15 protein-coding genes are annotated in these 16,066 nt (G+C 63.7%); 9 read left to right on the plus strand and 6 right to left on the minus strand.

Translation table 11 applies throughout. The features are described 5' to 3' along the window. Positions 1-76 precede the first annotated feature (76 nt). Positions 77-613 carry a Fe-S cluster assembly transcriptional regulator IscR gene (gene iscR / locus AC1ZQA_RS11180; RefSeq protein WP_482676975.1) on the minus strand — a complete coding sequence of 179 codons (537 nt, stop codon included), beginning with the start codon at positions 611-613 and terminating at the stop codon, positions 77-79. A gap of 278 nt (positions 614-891) precedes the next feature. Here iscR and AC1ZQA_RS11185 point away from each other — a divergent pair, with 278 nt between their 5' ends. From AC1ZQA_RS11185 to AC1ZQA_RS11200, 4 genes are all read left to right on the plus strand, one after another. Continuing rightward, positions 892-1,782, plus strand: coding sequence for a LysR family transcriptional regulator (locus AC1ZQA_RS11185; protein ID WP_482676976.1), 891 nt, complete (start codon positions 892-894; stop codon positions 1,780-1,782). Between the two features lie 29 nt (positions 1,783-1,811). Beyond that, complete coding sequence (selD, locus tag AC1ZQA_RS11190; RefSeq protein ID WP_482676977.1) at positions 1,812-2,879, plus strand: selenide, water dikinase SelD; 1,068 nt, start codon at positions 1,812-1,814, stop codon at positions 2,877-2,879. A gap of 220 nt (positions 2,880-3,099) precedes the next feature. After that, a complete protein-coding gene (locus tag AC1ZQA_RS11195; RefSeq protein WP_482676978.1) occupies positions 3,100-3,693 on the plus strand; it encodes a TRAP transporter small permease subunit in 594 nt (197 codons plus the stop codon). Next, the gene (locus tag AC1ZQA_RS11200; RefSeq protein WP_482676979.1) at positions 3,694-5,499 is read left to right on the plus strand and encodes a TRAP transporter large permease; all 1,806 of its coding nucleotides are present in this window, start codon (positions 3,694-3,696) and stop codon (positions 5,497-5,499) included. It abuts the gene before it with no gap. A gap of 69 nt (positions 5,500-5,568) precedes the next feature. On the opposite strand, the gene AC1ZQA_RS11205 is transcribed toward AC1ZQA_RS11200, so the two are convergent. After that, a complete protein-coding gene (locus tag AC1ZQA_RS11205; RefSeq protein ID WP_482676980.1) occupies positions 5,569-6,183 on the minus strand; it encodes an SCO family protein in 615 nt (204 codons plus the stop codon). A gap of 160 nt (positions 6,184-6,343) precedes the next feature. On the opposite strand from AC1ZQA_RS11205, the gene AC1ZQA_RS11210 reads away from it, so the two are divergent. Next, entirely contained in the window at positions 6,344-6,586 is a 243-nt protein-coding gene (locus AC1ZQA_RS11210; protein WP_482676981.1) for a hypothetical protein, read from the plus strand. Here the strand turns inward: AC1ZQA_RS11210 and AC1ZQA_RS11215 are convergent, their stop codons facing one another. Further along, the gene (locus AC1ZQA_RS11215; RefSeq protein WP_482676982.1) at positions 6,587-7,216 is read right to left on the minus strand and encodes an SCO family protein; all 630 of its coding nucleotides are present in this window, start codon (positions 7,214-7,216) and stop codon (positions 6,587-6,589) included. It abuts the gene before it with no gap. A gap of 32 nt (positions 7,217-7,248) precedes the next feature. On the opposite strand from AC1ZQA_RS11215, the gene AC1ZQA_RS11220 reads away from it, so the two are divergent. After that, entirely contained in the window at positions 7,249-8,361 is a 1,113-nt protein-coding gene (locus tag AC1ZQA_RS11220; RefSeq protein WP_482676983.1) for a hypothetical protein, read from the plus strand. A 12-nt stretch (positions 8,362-8,373) separates the two neighbouring features. Here AC1ZQA_RS11220 and clpB read toward each other — a convergent pair whose 3' ends face one another. The 3 genes from clpB to AC1ZQA_RS11235 all read right to left on the minus strand — a co-directional run bounded on the left by clpB (position 8,374) and on the right by AC1ZQA_RS11235 (position 14,393). Further along, positions 8,374-10,962, minus strand: coding sequence for an ATP-dependent chaperone ClpB (gene clpB, locus AC1ZQA_RS11225; RefSeq protein ID WP_482676984.1), 2,589 nt, complete (start codon positions 10,960-10,962; stop codon positions 8,374-8,376). A gap of 98 nt (positions 10,963-11,060) precedes the next feature. Beyond that, on the minus strand, positions 11,061-13,475 hold the full coding sequence (locus AC1ZQA_RS11230; protein ID WP_482676985.1) for a Tex family protein: 2,415 nt from the start codon (positions 13,473-13,475) through the stop codon (positions 11,061-11,063). Between the two features lie 51 nt (positions 13,476-13,526). Continuing rightward, entirely contained in the window at positions 13,527-14,393 is an 867-nt protein-coding gene (locus AC1ZQA_RS11235) for an MBL fold metallo-hydrolase (RefSeq protein WP_482676986.1), read from the minus strand. 93 nt (positions 14,394-14,486) lie between these two features. Here AC1ZQA_RS11235 and AC1ZQA_RS11240 point away from each other — a divergent pair, with 93 nt between their 5' ends. The 3 genes from AC1ZQA_RS11240 (at position 14,487) to AC1ZQA_RS11250 (ending at position 15,866) form a co-directional block, all read left to right on the plus strand. Beyond that, positions 14,487-14,831, plus strand: coding sequence for an ArsR/SmtB family transcription factor (locus tag AC1ZQA_RS11240; RefSeq protein ID WP_482676987.1), 345 nt, complete (start codon positions 14,487-14,489; stop codon positions 14,829-14,831). A 120-nt stretch (positions 14,832-14,951) separates the two neighbouring features. Then, on the plus strand, positions 14,952-15,401 hold the full coding sequence (locus AC1ZQA_RS11245; RefSeq protein WP_482676988.1) for a YeeE/YedE family protein: 450 nt from the start codon (positions 14,952-14,954) through the stop codon (positions 15,399-15,401). Positions 15,402-15,404: 3 nt separating this feature from the next. Next, positions 15,405-15,866 (plus strand): DUF6691 family protein, encoded by a 462-nt coding sequence (locus AC1ZQA_RS11250; RefSeq protein WP_482676989.1) that lies wholly within the window; start codon positions 15,405-15,407, stop codon positions 15,864-15,866. Positions 15,867-16,066: the final 200 nt, after the last annotated feature.

Genomic DNA, 16,066 nt, shown 5'->3' on the forward strand with positions numbered 1-16,066 from the left:
TGCAACCGCGCGCCGGGCTGCCAGGACAACAGACGAACAGGAGTCGGCCAGGTTTCAGCCTCGACGCCTCGAGGCGTCAACCCAGGGTCTGCGCCAGATTGAAGACCGAGTTGGGCGCCTTGACCTTGATCGGCTTGGCCGTCACTGGCAGGGACGACACGGGCTTGCGGGTGACGGCCACCTCTTCCACGGTCACGCCCTTGGCGAGGTTCTGTTCCACCAGACCCTTGAGGTTGACCGAGTCGAGAAACTCCACCATCTTGGCATTGAGCTGCGCCCACAGGTCATGGGTCATGCAGGGGCCTGCGTCCTCGCCGTGGCAGTTTTCCTTGCCGCCGCACTGCGTGGCGTCGAGCGGTTCATCGACGGCAATGATGATGTCGGCAATGCTGATTTCTTCGGACTTGCGCGACAGGGTGTAGCCACCGCCGGGCCCGCGAACGGAATCAACCAGTTCATGGCGGCGCAGCTTGCCGAAGAGTTGTTCGAGATAGGACAGGGAAATATGCTGACGCTGGCTGATGCCAGCCAGGGTCACAGGGCCCAGATGTTGACGCATCGCCACGTCAATCATGGCGGTCACTGCAAAACGTCCTTTGGTGGTCAGTCGCATGGCGGCTCTCCTCAACAGATCAGTGGCGGCCAGTTGCAACGTCTTGCGCCTTTGCCTGGGTGGCTGCAGCTGACATTACACAGTGCCGGAGTGAACAATACCCGACGAAACGAGAGGGCCAATGTTACAAATCCCGATCGTTTTCGTCAACAACTCAGATTTTTCTCCAGGACCAAAGTTCCCAGGCCAGAAAGGTTTTTTTGGCGCCGCAGACGATAAAAATCCAGCCACCTGTCTTATGCTTGTTTTGAAATGAATCCACAGAATCAATCAATGCGATGCGACTGACCCTGCGGCAGATGGAGGTGCTGGTGGAAATCGCGCACAGTCGCAGCGCCACGGCTGCGGGCGACACGCTGGCCATGTCGCAATCGGCGGTGAGCGCAGCCCTGGCGGAACTGGAAACGCAACTCGGCGAGCGCGTGTTCGACCGCGTGGGCAAGCGCCTGGTGCTCAACGATTCCGGCCGCCTGCTGCTGCCGCGTGCCATGGCCATCCTGGATCAGACGCGCGGCATCGAAGACCTGTTCAGCGCGGGTGCCGCAGCGCTGCGCATCGGCGCCAGCAGCACGGTCGGCAATGCCATCCTGCCCGACATCATGGCGGCGTTCTGCCGCGACTTTCCGGCGGCGCAGTTCTGTCTGCGCGTCGGCAACACACAGGCGATTGCCGACGCGGTGGCGCAATTCGAGGTCGACCTCGGTCTGGTCGAAGGCGCCTGCCATCGCGACGATCTGGTCATTCGCCCTTGGCTCAGGGATACGCTGGTCGTGGTGTGCGCGCCGGATAGCCCGCTGGCCGGACGCGAGGTCAGCCTGGACGATCTGCGCACCGCGCGCTGGCTGTTGCGCGAGCCGGGCTCCGGCACACGCGAAACAGTAGAAGCCTTGCTGCTGGAACACTTGCAGGGCTTCGAACATGCCATGGTGCTCGGCAGTTCCGAGTCGATCCGCGCCGCCGCCATTGCCGGGCTGGGTCTGGCGTGTATTCCACGTCGGCTGGTGCGCGACGCGCTGGAACGCGGCCGTCTGGTCACGGTGCGCAGCCCGCTCCCGCCCATGCACCGTTCGCTCTACATCGTGCACCACCAGAAAAAGAGTTTTTCGCAAGCCCTGGCCCGCTTCCTGCAGTTCTGCCACGACTGGCAGGACGACACCGCCCCGATCTGACACTCCGAAACGTCCCAAGCAATTTCGCCATGAACCAGCCCACTGCCCCCTCGTCTGCACCCCGCCTGTCCTCGCTGTCGCACGGTGGCGGTTGCGGCTGCAAGATCGCGCCGAACGTGTTGAGCGAGATTCTGAAAAAACATGCGCCGCTGCTGCCACGCCCCGAGGCGCTGCTGGTGGGCACCGAATCGTCCGACGACGCGGCGGTCTACCTGCTCAATCCCGAACAGGCCTTGATCGCCACCACCGACTTTTTCATGCCCATCGTCGATGATCCGTTCGACTTCGGCCGCATCGCCGCGACCAACGCCATCTCCGACGTGTACGCCATGGGCGGCACGCCCATCATGGCGCTGGCCCTGGTGGGCATGCCCATCGGCGTGCTTCCGCTGGACACCGTGTCCGCCATTCTGCGTGGTGGCGAAACGGTCTGCGCGCAAGCCGGCATTCCTATCGCCGGAGGGCACAGCATCGACTCGGTCGAACCCATCTACGGGCTGGTGGTCATGGGTCTGGCGCATCCGAACCACATCCGTCGCAACGACAGCGCCAGGGCGGGAGATGTGATCGTGCTGGGCAAGCCACTGGGCGTAGGCATCCAGTCTGCCGCGCTCAAAAAAGAGGCTCTCGATGCGAACGGCTACGCCCGCATGATTGCCACCACCACAAAGCTCAACACCCCGGGCAAGCGTCTGGCGCAATTGGACGGCGTGCACGCCATCACCGATGTCACCGGCTTTGGCCTGCTCGGCCATTTGCTGGAGGTCTGTCGGGGTGCTGGTCTGCGCGCGAGCGTGGAGTTCTCCCGCGTGCCCCTGATCGAAGGCGTGATGGATCTGGCCCGCGCCGGCATGGCGACTGGCGCCTCTGGCCGCAATTGGGCCAGCTATGGGGCTGAAGTCGCGCTGGCCGCAGATCTCGACCCGCTGGCCCGCACCCTGTTGACCGATCCGCAGACCTCCGGCGGTCTGCTCGTCGCCTGCGCCCCCGACCAGGTGGAGACGGTGCTGGGCATCTTCCGCGACGAAGGCTTTGCGCAGGCTGCCATGATTGGCTCGCTCGCGCACGGCGCCGCCGGAATCGACGTGCGCGCCTGATCAGCGCGCTGTGGTGGCGATTACCGCCGCCGCGCGCACGACTGCTTCACCCCCTCGCATTCGGGCAAACCCGGGCCTGAACCCTTCAGCCCGATTTTGTTACATCTCTATACTTCGGCCGCAGCTTGTTTCCATCTTGTCGCCCACGGCCGCATCGTGATGACAATGTTTGCGGACAACAGCCACGACCAAATCGTTCACAAAACAATCGGGAGATGTCTTGAACGCCTTACTTGCCCTGTCCCGCGGGATTGACTGGCTCAACGACCGCGTGGGCCGCTTTGCTCTCTGGCTCATTCTGGCCTCCGCCATCATCAGCGCGATCAATGCCGTCGTGCGCAAGGCCTTCGACTACAGCTCGAATGCCTTTCTGGAAATCCAGTGGTATCTGTTCGCTGCCGTGTTTCTGCTGGCGGCCGGCTACACCTTTTTACACAACGAACATGTGCGCATCGACGTGCTCTCCAGCAAACTCTCGCCGCGCGGGCGCAACTGGATCGACATCATCGGCATCGTGTTCTTCCTGTTCCCCTTCGTCTTCGAGGTGGTGCGACTGTCCTTGCCCACGGTCATCAACGCCATGGCCTCGGGTGAAATGTCGAGCAACGCCGGCGGGCTGATCCGCTGGCCGGTCTACATCCTCTTGCCCATCGGCTTTTCCCTGCTCGGATTGCAGGGCGTGTCCGAGCTGATCAAGCGCGTGGCGTTTCTGCGCGGGCTGATCGACGATCCGCTGGTGAAAAAGAACGAGAAGACCGCCGAAGAGGAACTCGCCGAATTCGTTCTGGCGCAGAAGCAGAAGGAGGCCAAGTAAATGACCGCCTTCCTCATCGCGAATATCGCGCCCATCATGTTCGCGGCGCTGGTCGTGTTCTTGCTGGTGGGTTTTCCGGTGGCGTTCAGCCTGGCCGCCTGCGGCTTGCTGTTCGGCTTCATCGGCGTGGAGCTGGGGCTGATGCCCCAGGCGCTGCTTGAGGCCATTCCGCTGCGCATCATCGGCATCATGCAGAACGACACGCTGCTGGCCATTCCTTTCTTCACCTTCATGGGCCTGCTGCTCGAGCGCAGCGGCATGGCCGAAGACCTGCTGGAGACCATTGGCCAGCTGTTCGGCCCGATCCGCGGCGGCCTGGCCATCGCGGTCATTCTGGTGGGCGCGCTGCTGGCGGCAACCACCGGCGTGGTGGCGGCCTCGGTGATTTCGATGGGGCTGATCTCGCTGCCCATCATGCTGCGCTACGGCTATGACCGCCGTCTGGCATCGGGCGTGATTGCCGCTTCGGGCACTCTGGCGCAGATCATTCCGCCGTCTCTGGTGCTCATCGTCATGGCCGATCAGCTCGGTCGCAGCGTGGGCGACATGTACAGGGGCGCGTTCATCCCCGGCTTCATCCTCACGGGGCTGTATCTCGGCTATGTCATCGGCATCACGATGCTCAGACCACAATGGGCTCCGGCGCTCCCGCCGGAGGCCCGCACCATCCGCGAACCCAATGGCGACAGCGGCCTGCGTTCCCTGGGCATTCTGTTTGGGCTGGTGCTGATCTCCAGCATCGTGCTGTCGAACAACTACAGCGCGCTGCTGAGTTGGCGCGCCGGTCACGAGGTCACCGCGGCGCTGGATGAGACCATCGTAGTGGCGCTGACCTTCGGCGTCATCCTGTCGCTGGTGTTGGCGCTGCTCAACCGCGCGCTGCGGCTGAACCTGCTGTCGCGCCTGGCCGAGCGCGTGACCTTCGCGCTGGTGCCGCCGCTCACGCTCATCTTCCTCGTGCTGGGCACCATCTTCCTCGGCGTGGCCACGCCGACCGAGGGTGGGGCGATGGGTGCGGTGGGTGCGCTGATCATGGCAGTCATGCGCAAGCGCCTCGACATGCGTCTGCTCAAGCAGGCGCTCAACACCACGACCAAACTGTCCACCTTCGTGCTGTTCATCCTGATCGGCTCCACGGTGTTCAATCTGGTGTTCCAGGGTCTGGATGGCCGTGTCTGGGTGGAGCACCTGCTCACCAGCCTGCCGGGCGGTGTGCTGGGCTTTCTCATCGTGGTCAACATCCTGGTGTTCGTGCTGGCGTTCTTCCTCGACTTTTTCGAGCTGTCGTTCATCATCATTCCGCTGCTCGGGCCGGTGGCCGAGAAGCTGGGCATCGACCTGATCTGGTTCGGTGTGCTGCTGGCAGTGAACATGCAGACCTCGTTCATGCACCCGCCCTTCGGCTTTGCGCTGTTCTATCTGCGCAGCGTTGCCGCCAAGGACGACTACACCGACAAGGAAACCGGCAAGCGCATCGCGCGCGTCACCACTGGGCAGATCTACTGGGGCGCGGTACCGTTCGTGCTGATTCAAATCATCATGGTGGGCCTGATCATCGCCTTCCCTGGCCTGGTGACCAGCGGCCTGGATCATCACAAGGCGGTGGATATCGACAAAGTGCAAATCACTGCACCGATGGATGACAACAGCTATGAGTCCATCGCCCCGCCGAGCTTCGGTGGTTCGGAAGCGACACCCGCCGAAGGCGGCAGCGCCCCGGCGGCCCCGGCGGCCGAGGAAGACCCCGCCGCCGCGGTGATGCGCGCTCTGCAGCCCGAGCAAGCGGCCAGTGGCGCATCGAAATAGCCCGTCTGCCGCTGATGAAAAAGGCCCGGACAGCCCGGGCCTTTTTCATTTGCAGCGCGTGCTCAAAACTCAGCTTTCGTCTGCAATCAACTGCCTGAGATCATGCACCCAGGCTGTGGGCGGGTTGGTGTCCGAGCCCAGCAGGTGGATGCGCCCGCTGCGGCCGAAGATATACACGCCGGCGCTGTGGTCGACCACATAGTTGCCCTGCGCATCGGGCTTGCCGTAGCTGAACGCCACGCGGTAGCGGCGGGTGATGGCATCGATTTGCTTCATCGTGCCGGTCAGCCCCACCGCATTGGGGCTGAAGGCCTGGGTGTAGGCCTTGAGAATGGCGTCGCTGTCGCGCTTGGGATCGACGCTGACAAACAGAATGCGCACATCCTTGGCTTCGGGGCCGAGTTGCTGCACCGCGTTCGACATCAATTGCATGGTGGTCGGGCACACATCCGGGCAATGGGTGTAGCCGAAATACAGCAGCACGATCTTGCCCCTGTAATTCTGCGCGGTGACCTTCTGCCCCAGATCGTTGGTGAGATTGAATTCCAGATCGGGCATCACACCGGTGATGTTGTTGAGCTGCCAGGTCTGATCGGACTTGTGGCCGCAGCTCGCCAGCGGCAGCGCCAGCGCGCCCAGCAGCAAGAGGCGGCGCGAACGGGACAGGGTTTGAAAACACGACATGACGATTCCGCTGATTTCCTTGTTCAACACTGACCGTATTGTGCCGTGCCATTCGCACAAATCCACGCGCCTGGCGGACTGTCACAACTGCTTACCACACCCCATGCAACCCACGGGCGCAAAACCGCTCCAATGCGCTACAACCCTTCTGGAATGCACCATGTCCACACGTGCCTTGCTCAAAGCCCTGCTGGCTGGAGGGCTCACCACTCTGGCGACCGCAGCACTGACGGTCCATGCCGCCAATGCCCCGCATGCCCCGATGACTGCCATCGACGTCTTGCACCTGACCCCGGCGGATGACACAACCCTGTCGATCACGGCCCTGCCGCCTGGCAGAGGGGTTGTGGTCATCAACAAGTTGCACCGCCCATTGCAGATCCAGGGCTACGCCCGCAACTGATTACAGCAGGTTCTGCCACCAGCGAGGTCGCGCGTCGGCCAGAAGCTGATGCACATCGTGCGCGATTCCGGCCGGGGGCGTCAGGTCGGTGCCGATCAGCCGTCCGTTGCCATGCGGCCCGAATACGTAGATCGCCGCGCTGTGGTTGACCACATAGTTGCCATGCGCATCAGGCTTGCCGTAGGAGTAACTGACGTGGTAGCGATCGGCCAGCGCCCTGGTCTGCGCCACCGTGCCAGTCAGGCCAACCCCATTCGACAGAAAGGCATGCACATAGGCGTCGAGCACCTGCGGCGTGTCACGCCTGGGGTCGACAGTGACAAAGATGACCTGCACGTCCCTTCCCTGCGGCCCCAGCAATTGCACCGCACGCGCCAGATGCGCCATGGTCGTTGGGCACACATCCGGGCAATGGGTATACCCGAAATACAGCACCACCACCTTGCCGAGAAAGTTGGCCGCTGATACCGGCATGCCGCTGCTGGACTTCACGTCGCTGAACTGCAGGGGCAGCATGTCCTTGGGGCCGATGTAGTCCATCGCCCATTTCTGCTGTTGCGGCTGCGGCGAGCATCCTGACAACGCCATGGCGATCAGCGCAGTCCATACGATGGTGATGATCTTGGTCATGAGACGATTTTGTCCTGTGCAGAGTGTCTTGAGTGTGCCTGGGCAGAACCAATAGTTCCGGTTCCGTCACCGCCCATTGCGTTCATCACAACCAGATACACACAAAAAATCTTCAGGCGGGATTGCAATCAGGGGCTGCGATAAGTCTGCAGCGCCGCATGACAATTTATGCTGCAGGGCGTTTACCCTCCTTTGGAAATCTCATGGAACGTCCTCTGCTTGCATTACCCGGCGCCGTCCGCCAGGCCGTGGCTTTTTCTGTCGTCACATTGCTTGCGCTCTGTCTCTGCCTGCCTGGCTCGGCGAACGCGGCGCCGAGCGCCGCAAACAAGGCCGCACTCGCAGCAGAGGCGGTGCTGGGCATCAACAATGGCCTGCTTTACGGCAACCAAATGGAAGTCCAGAGCATCGGTGCTCCGTTTGCAGAACTTCTGGGCAAGGCAACCGGGCAAAAGATGATCTGGGACGGCTCGTTCGACGCCAAGACAGCACAGACAGGCAGTGGTTCGTTCCAGTTTGCCTTCATCAAACCGCCCAACCAGACTGCGCTGTTATTGGCCAAGGGCTGGAAGCTGGTTGCAGTGGCCAAAGACTCGATCGGTTTCGGCACAGACCTAGTTGCCCTGCCCTGCCCCGGCAAACCCGGAGAGATTGCCCTGGGTGGCCAGAGTCTGGCCGTGCTTGGTTTGACCAAACAAGTTCCGGCGACCTGCGTGCCCGTTGCTCAGGTCTGGACTTCTCCCTCCGCAGTCATCCTCAGTGTGGAGAACAGTCTGGTCGAGCATGTCGGCAAGAAAATGTGGAAGGAACACAACGCCCACGCGGCCCCCATCCAGGCACAGGTCAAGTCGCAAGACGCCGTGGTCGGCCTGATGGAGCAGATGCATACTGCCGTCATAGGCGCAGTAACCCCGGTGTTTTCAAAGCAATTGACCGCCAGGGGTGGGGTGCTTCTGCAGCATCAGCCCATGCCATTCTGGGCTTTGATCGCAGCCCCCAACACTCCGGCAGGGCAGATCGACGCAGCCCGCGCCGCGTTGCTGGGCGCTTCAGCCGAGCGGCTCAACCGCACGCTCAAGATCACCGGCTGGGAAGTCGGCAGCCCGAAGGCGTACGCCGACTTCCTCAAGTGGATCAAGAGCTGAACGCGCCCAAGCTCAGCCGCGCTCGAACACGATCTGGTCGTTCTTGAGGTTGACCGGAATCACGTCCTTCGGGCCGAAGCGGCCTTCGAGAATGAGCTTGGCCAGCGGGTTTTCGATGCGCTGCTGGATGGCCCGCTTGAGCGGCCGTGCACCAAACACCGGATCGAAGCCGGCGCGGGCGATTTCAGCCAGTGCCGCGTCGCTGATATCGAGCCGCATGTCGAGCTGCGCCAGACGGGCCTCCAGCCCGCGCAACTGAATGCGCGCAATCTCGGCGATCTGCTTTTCGCCCAGAGCGTGGAACACCACCACCTCGTCGATGCGGTTGAGGAATTCCGGGCGGAAATGCGCCTTGACTTCTTCCCACACCGCGTCGCGGATGGCTTGCTGCGGCTGCCCGCTCATGGCCATGATCTGGTGCGAGCCGAGGTTGCTGGTCATCACGATCACCGTGTTCTTGAAATCCACGGTGCGGCCCTGTCCGTCGGTGAGCCGCCCGTCGTCGAGCACCTGCAACAGCACGTTGAACACATCCGGGTGCGCTTTCTCCACCTCGTCGAACAGCACCACGCTGTAGGGCTTGCGGCGCACCGCCTCGGTGAGATAGCCGCCTTCGTCATAGCCGACATAGCCCGGCGGCGCGCCGATCAGGCGGGCGACCGAGTGCTTCTCCATGAACTCGCTCATGTCGATGCGCACGATGTGCTCGTCGGTGTCGAACAGAAATTCGGCCAGCGCCTTGGTCAGCTCGGTCTTGCCCACGCCAGTGGGGCCGAGGAACAGGAAAGAACCATAGGGCCTGCGCGGATCGGACAGCCCGGCACGCGAACGGCGGATGGCGTCGGACACGGCGCGAATGGCCTCGTCCTGCCCCACCACGCGGCGGTGCAGACGTTCTTCCATGTGGACCAGCTTGTCGCGTTCGCCCTGCACCAGCTTGGACACCGGGATACCGGTGGCGCGGCTGACCACCTCGGCAATCTCCTCCGCGCCCACCTGGGTGCGCAGCAGACGGCGCGCCTGCGGTTTGTCTTCGCCAGCAGCGGTCTCCTTGGCCTGGGCCTCGTGCAGCTTGCGCTCGAGTTCAGGCAGGCGGCCGTATTGCAGTTCGGCCACCTTGTTGAAGTCGCCCTTGCGCTTGAGTTCCTCGATGTCGAAGCGGATCTTGTCGATTTCTTCCTTGATCGCCGCCGAACCCTGCACCGCAGCCTTCTCGGCCTTCCAGATTTCTTCCAGGTCGGCGTATTCGCGGTCGAGCTTGGCGAGCTCCTCGTCGATCAGCGCCAGGCGCTTGCGCGAGGCGTCGTCCTTTTCCTTTTCCACCGCGGCCTTTTCGATCTTGAGCTGGATGCGCCGACGGTCGAGCTTGTCCATCGCCTCCGGTTTGGAGTCGATCTCGATCTTGATCTTGGCCGCCGCCTCATCGATCAGGTCGATGGCCTTGTCCGGCAGGAAACGGTCGGTGATGTAGCGGTGGCTCAGCTCGGCCGCAGCGACGATGGCCGGGTCGGTGATCTCCACGCCGTGGTGCACCTCGTATTTCTCCTGCAGGCCGCGCAGGATGGCGATGGTGTCTTCCACGCTGGGCTCATCCACCAGCACCTTCTGGAATCGCCGCTCCAGCGCGGCGTCCTTTTCGATGTACTTGCGATATTCGTCGAGCGTGGTCGCGCCGATGCAGTGCAGTTCGCCGCGCGCCAGCGCGGGCTTGAGCATATTGCCCGCATCCATCGCGCCCTCGGCCTTGCCCGCGCCGACCATGGTGTGAATTTCGTCGATGAACACCAGCGTCTGGCCAGCGTCCTGCGCCAGTTCCTTGAGCACGTTCTTCAGCCGCTCCTCGAACTCGCCGCGGAACTTGGCCCCGGCCAGCAACAGTGCGATATCGAGCACCAGCAGGCGCTTGCCGCGCAGGCTGTCGGGCACTTCGTCGTTGACGATGCGCTGCGCCAGCCCTTCGACGATGGCGGTCTTGCCCACGCCCGGCTCGCCGATCAGCACCGGGTTGTTCTTGGTGCGACGCTGCAGCACCTGGATGGTGCGACGGATTTCGTCGTCGCGGCCGATCACCGGGTCGAGCTTGCCCTGGCGGGCGCGCTCGGTGAGGTCGATGGTGTATTTCTTGAGCGATTCGCGTGCACCCTCGGCCTCGGCGCTGTCCACGGCCTGGCCGCCGCGCACCGCTTCGATGGCGGACTCCAGAGACTTGCGGCTCAGCCCGTTTTCGCGGGCGATGCGTCCAGCCTCGCCCTTGTCGTCCGCCACGGCAAGCAGAAACAGCTCGCTGGCGATGAACTGGTCGTTGCGCTTGGTCGCCTCTTTTTCGGTGACATTGAGCAGGCCATTGAGTTCGCGGCTGACCTGCACATTGCCGTCGGTGCCCTCCACTTCCGGCAGGCGGTCGATGGCCTGCGCCGCGGCAGCCGTCATCCCGGGAACATTGGCCCCCGAGCGGGCCAGCAACGCCTTCGGGCCCTCCTGCGACAGCAGCGCGTGCAGCAGATGCACCGGCTCGATGTAGGCATTGCCATGATTGACCGCGAGCGACTGCGCATCGGCCAGCGCTTCTTGAAACTGAGTGGTGAGTTTTTCGATCCGCATGGAATCCTCCGTCCTGAATTGCCGCATAGATACGGCGTCAGCAGGGGATTTTCAAGCGCGATGATGTCAAAGAGGTTGATCTGGAAGCAAAAAGCCGGTCATCGCCTGAGCTTGGCAAAGGCATCGGCCATCGCGGTGCTGTGCGGCGCGTGGGTGCCGCCTGCGCGGTGGTGGCTGCCCCGGTCACCGCTTCGGCCACCGTCCTGCCGCGGCGGGCGTGCGGGCTGCGCTTGGCCGCCCTGCGACCGGTTGCCGTCGCGCGCCGGGTCGGCCGGGCGCATGGACAGGGCGATGCGCTTGCGTGCCACGTCCACCTCGACCACCCGCACCTTGACGATGTCGCCGGTCTTGACCACCTCGCGGGCATCGTTCACGAAGCGTTGTGCCATCTGCGAGACGTGCACCAGCCCGTCCTGATGCACGCCGAGGTCGACAAAGGCGCCGAACGCGGTGACGTTGGTCACGGTGCCCTCAAGCTGCATGCCCGGCTGAAGCTGGGCGATGTCGTGCACGCCGTCGAGCAGCTTGGCGGTGCGGAACTCGGGACGCGGATCGCGGCCGGGCTTTTCCAGCTCGGCCAGCACGTCGCGCACGGTGAACGCACCGAACTGGGCGTCCACAAACTGCTCGGGGCGCAGGCGCTGCAGCACGTCGCGGTTGCCCATCAACAGCTGGATCGGCTGGCCGGCCGCAGCCAGCACCTTTTCCACCAGTGGATAGCTCTCGGGGTGCACGCCGGTGCGGTCGAGCGGGTTGTCGCCGCCGTTGATGCGCAGAAAGCCCGCAGCCTGCTCGAAAGTCTTGTCGCCCAGGCCGCGCACGGCCTTGAGGGCTTGCCGGTTGGCAAAGGCGCCGGCCTGGTCGCGGTGCAGCACGATCTGCTCGGCGATGCGCGGGCTGAGCCCGGCCACGCGGGCCAGCAGCGGGGCCGAGGCGGTGTTCAGGTCCACGCCCACGGCGTTCACGCAGTCTTCGACAATGGCGTCGAGCTTGCGCGACAGCGCGGTCTGGTTGACATCGTGCTGATACTGACCAACGCCGATGCTCTTGGGGTCGATCTTCACCAGTTCGGCCAGCGGGTCTTGCACCCGGCGGGCAATGGACACCGCGCCACGCAGGCTCACGTCCAGATCGGGAAATTCGCGGCTGGCCAGGGCACTTGCCGAATACACCGAGGCACCGGCCTCGCTCACGGTCAGCTTGGTCAGTCCGGGCATGGCGACCAGGCGCAGCAACTCGGCCGCAAGCAGATCGGTCTCGCGACTGGCGGTGCCGTTGCCGATGGAAATGAGTTGCACACCGTGACGCTGCACCAGCGCCGCCAGCGTGGCCAGCGCGCCCTGCACATCGCGGCGCGGCTCGAAGGGGTAGACGGTGGCGGTCTCCAGCAGCTTGCCGGTGGCATCGACCACGGCGACCTTCACGCCGGTGCGGATGCCGGGGTCCAGCCCCATCACCACCTTGGCCCCGGCAGGTGCAGCCAGCAGCAGATCGCGCAGATTGGCGCCGAACACGTCGATCGCCACGCTCTCGGCCTGCTCGCGCAGCCGCGCGAGCAACTCACGTTCCAGGGTCAGCGAGAGCTTGACCTTCCAGGTCCACTGCAGCACGCGACGCAACCAGTCGTCCGCGGCACGGCCCTGATGACCCCAGCGCAGCAGCACAGCCAGACGCCCCTCGGCCATGGCCGCCAGCGTGGGCGCCGCGCTGCCTTCTGGCACCGGCGGCAGGTCGACGCGAACATCGAGCACCTCCTGCGCACGCCCGCGCAGCACCGCCAGCGCGCGGTGCGAGGGCACCTTGCCCAGTGGTTCGGCGTAGTCGAAATAGTCGCGAAACTTGGCGCCCTCCTGCTCCTTTCCGGCACGCACCTGGCTGATGAGGTGGCCGGTCTGCCAGAGCCATTCGCGCATCGGCGCGACCACGGCCGGGTCTTCGGCCCAGCGCTCGCTCAGGATGTCGCGTGCGCCGTCCAGGCAGGCCTGCGGCGTGGACGTGTCGGCAGCGTCGGCGCTGCCCTGGGCGCGGACGAACTCCGCTGCAGCCAGAAGCGGATCGGTCTGCGGCTGCTGCCACAGCAAGTCGGCCAGCGGCTCCAGACCGGCCTCGCGCGCTTTTTGCGCCCGGGTCACACGGCGCGGCTTGTAAGGGAGGTAGAGGTCTTCCAACTCCTGTTTCTGCATCGTCGCGACAATCGCCGCCTGCAATTCAGGCGTGAGCTTGCCCTGTTCGGCGATGGACTGCAGCACCACGGCGCGACGGTCTTCGAGCTCGCGCAAATAGAGCAGACGCTCCTCCAGCGTGCGCAGGTGATCGTCGCTCATGCCGCCCGTCACCTCCTTGCGGTAGCGCGCGATGAAGGGCACGGTCGCACCGCCATCCATCAATTCGATCGCCGCCTGAATCTGCGCAGCGGGCAGTTGCAATTCGGCGCTGAGCGCCTGCAACACCCGCTGTGCTGCGGCCTGCGGATTGGCATGGGGATGGTGGGTGGCAGGGACGGAATCGGTCATGGCGGGCAAAAAACCTGCAGTCTAACCAGCCCGCAGCCCTGCAGAGTTCGCTTACAGCGCGTTCACGGGCACCTTGAGATAGCTCACCCCGTTGCCCTCCGCCCTGGGCAGTTCGCCTGCGCGCACATTGATCTGCACCGCAGGCAGGATGAGGGCGGGCATGCTCAGCTTGGCATCGCGCTGCTTGCGAAACGCGACAAACTCTTCCTCGGTGGTGCGGGCGTTGAGCTGGATATTGCCCTCGCGCTCGGCCTGCACCGTGGTCTGCCAGATCGGCTCGCGCCCGCCAGGCATGTAGTCGTGGCACAGATACAGCTTGGTCTGCGGCGGCAGGCTGTAGAGCTTGTGCACCGACTGGTAAAGCACGTGCGCGTCACCCCCGGGAAAGTCGCAGCGCGCCGTGCCGTAGTCCGGCATGAACAGGGTGTCACCGACAAAGGCACTGTCGCCCACCAGATAGGTCACGCACGCCGGGGTGTGGCCGGGGGTGTGCATCACCCGGGCCTGCAAGCTGCCGATGGCAAAGGTCTCGCCGTCCTTGAACAGATGATCGAACGGCGAGCCGTCGGTGGGCATGGTGCGGTCGTTGAACACCTGGCTGAACACTTTCTGCACATCCTGAATGTGCTCGCCAATGGCGATCTGCCCGCCGAGCACTTGTTTGAGATAGGGCGCTGCCGAGAGATGGTCGGCATGCGCGTGGCTCTCGAGCAGCCAGTCCACGGTGAGGCCCTGCTCGCGCACAAAGGCCACGATCTGGTCGGCAAAGTCGGTCTTGGTGCGGCCCGAGGCGTAATCGAAGTCGAGCACGCTGTCCAGAATGGCGCAGTGCCTGGTCTGCGGGTCGATGATGCAGTGGGTGGCCGTGAACGTGGGCGCGTGAAACCAGCTTTGAACGGTGGGGGTCTGCGTACTCATGCGGGTATCTCCTAGGGCGTGATGCATTGCAGGAACACTATACAAAAGCATATATTGTTTTCTTATTAGGTTTTACCTGATTGAGGCAAGTCAATGTCGAGCGCCCAAGATTATGAAATCCCCAGTGTCGACGCCATGCGCCGGAACTCGGAGCAGGCTGGCGCCTTGCTCAAAACCCTGGGGAATCCAGATCGTTTGCTCATTCTGTGTCAGATCAACCGCGGAGAGATCTGCGTCAGCGACCTTGAAGCCACCTGCGACGTGAGCCAGCCGACCCTCTCGCAGCAACTCACCGTGCTGCGCGCCCAGGGTCTGGTGAAAACCCGTCGCGAAGGCAAGCGCGTGTATTACAGCCTGGCCAGTCCGGCGGCGAGTGCCGTCCTGATGACCCTTTACCAGATTTACTGCCACGGCGGAAGCGATCCGCCGGGCAAATGAGAGTGTGTCTGTGCCGCGGCGCTTGCATGTCGCCACGGCACGGCAAAACGGCCTGACCAGATCACTGGCATGGCGTCCATAAAACCAGAGACAACATGCAATGTCACGAAGGAGAGACAAATGTTCCATATCGATTGGGCGCATTTCACGCCCGGCACGGCCATTCTCGGCGGGGCGCTGATTGGCGCAGCAGCCGGGGCCATGGCGCTGGCTGGCGGCAAGATCGCCGGGATCAGCGGCATTTTCGGCGGGGCCATCAGCGAGGCCATGCAGGGCAAGCGTCCGATGCCCTGGCGGCTGTGGTTTCTGAGCGGACTGGTTGTCGCGTCCCTGATCTGGGTGCTGTTTCGTCCGGTTCCCGGCGCACATTACGGCGAATCCTGGCCCATCATCGCCATCGGCGGGTTGATCGTCGGCTTCGGCACGCGGCTGGGATCGGGTTGCGCCAGCGGACACGGAGTGTGCGGCCTGGCCCGCTTTTCTCCCCGCTCGATGACTGCAGTAGCCACCTTCATCGGCATGGGCGTCGTCACCACATTTGTCATGCGGCATGTGGTGGGAGGAGCCTGAGTCATGAAAACACTCGCCTTTCTCTGCGGCATCCTGTTCGGCATCGGCCTGCTGGTTTCGGGCATGACCGATCCTGCCAAGGTCATCGCCTTCCTCGACATCGCCGGCCCCTGGGACCCGAGCCTCATTCTGGTGATGATCACTGCGGTGCTTGTGGCGCTTGTCCCCATGCAGATGGCACAGCGCCGGACCAAGACGGTTCTTGGCGAAAAAGTCGCCTTCCCAACCACCAGCGGCATCACCGGCAAGCTCATTCTGGGCAGCGCCATTTTTGGCGTGGGCTGGGGCATGACGGGTCTGTGCCCGGGACCGTCGCTTGCCTCGCTTGGCGCGTCAACCTGGCAGGAATGGCTGTTCTTCGGCAGCATGGTCACGGGCATGATCGCCTTCGAGGTCTGGCAGCGTGCGGGCTCCCGTGTGCACACCCCGTCCAGTGCACAACTCGCCACACCGCGCAAGACCTGATCGATCACAAGCGGGCCACCGTTGTCCACTAGGGCCTGTTCACGCTATTGGTGCACCCGCGCCGGGGGTCTGGGCGGATGCAATGCGAGGCGCAGGCCGCGCCGTGGTGTGTTGCACCACAAGCGGACTGCAACGTAGCAGTGCGCCGCCCAGACCCCCGGCCCGCAGGGTTGCCCCCAGGCGGTGCGTCTGCGGCGTTG

It is taken from the genome of Thiomonas sp. DCM-2, from assembly GCF_056820905.1.

Bases quoted from the DNA above. Each gene is read 5' to 3' on its own strand.
- AC1ZQA_RS11200 (WP_482676979.1), top strand. From the start codon at position 3,694: ATGACCGCCTTCCTCATCGCGAATATCGCGCCCATCATGTTCGCGGCG.
- AC1ZQA_RS11230 (WP_482676985.1), bottom strand. From the start codon at position 13,475: ATGACCGATTCCGTCCCTGCCACCCACCATCCCCATGCCAATCCGCAG.
- AC1ZQA_RS11240 (WP_482676987.1), top strand. From the start codon at position 14,487: ATGTCGAGCGCCCAAGATTATGAAATCCCCAGTGTCGACGCCATGCGC.
- AC1ZQA_RS11215 (WP_482676982.1), bottom strand. From the start codon at position 7,216: ATGACCAAGATCATCACCATCGTATGGACTGCGCTGATCGCCATGGCG.
- selD (WP_482676977.1), top strand. From the start codon at position 1,812: ATGAACCAGCCCACTGCCCCCTCGTCTGCACCCCGCCTGTCCTCGCTG.
- clpB (WP_482676984.1), bottom strand. From the start codon at position 10,962: ATGCGGATCGAAAAACTCACCACTCAGTTTCAAGAAGCGCTGGCCGAT.
- AC1ZQA_RS11185 (WP_482676976.1), top strand. From the start codon at position 892: ATGCGACTGACCCTGCGGCAGATGGAGGTGCTGGTGGAAATCGCGCAC.
- AC1ZQA_RS11250 (WP_482676989.1), top strand. From the start codon at position 15,405: ATGAAAACACTCGCCTTTCTCTGCGGCATCCTGTTCGGCATCGGCCTG.
- AC1ZQA_RS11235 (WP_482676986.1), bottom strand. From the start codon at position 14,393: ATGAGTACGCAGACCCCCACCGTTCAAAGCTGGTTTCACGCGCCCACG.
- iscR (WP_482676975.1), bottom strand. From the start codon at position 613: ATGCGACTGACCACCAAAGGACGTTTTGCAGTGACCGCCATGATTGAC.
- AC1ZQA_RS11210 (WP_482676981.1), top strand. From the start codon at position 6,344: ATGTCCACACGTGCCTTGCTCAAAGCCCTGCTGGCTGGAGGGCTCACC.
- AC1ZQA_RS11205 (WP_482676980.1), bottom strand. From the start codon at position 6,183: ATGTCGTGTTTTCAAACCCTGTCCCGTTCGCGCCGCCTCTTGCTGCTG.
- AC1ZQA_RS11245 (WP_482676988.1), top strand. From the start codon at position 14,952: ATGTTCCATATCGATTGGGCGCATTTCACGCCCGGCACGGCCATTCTC.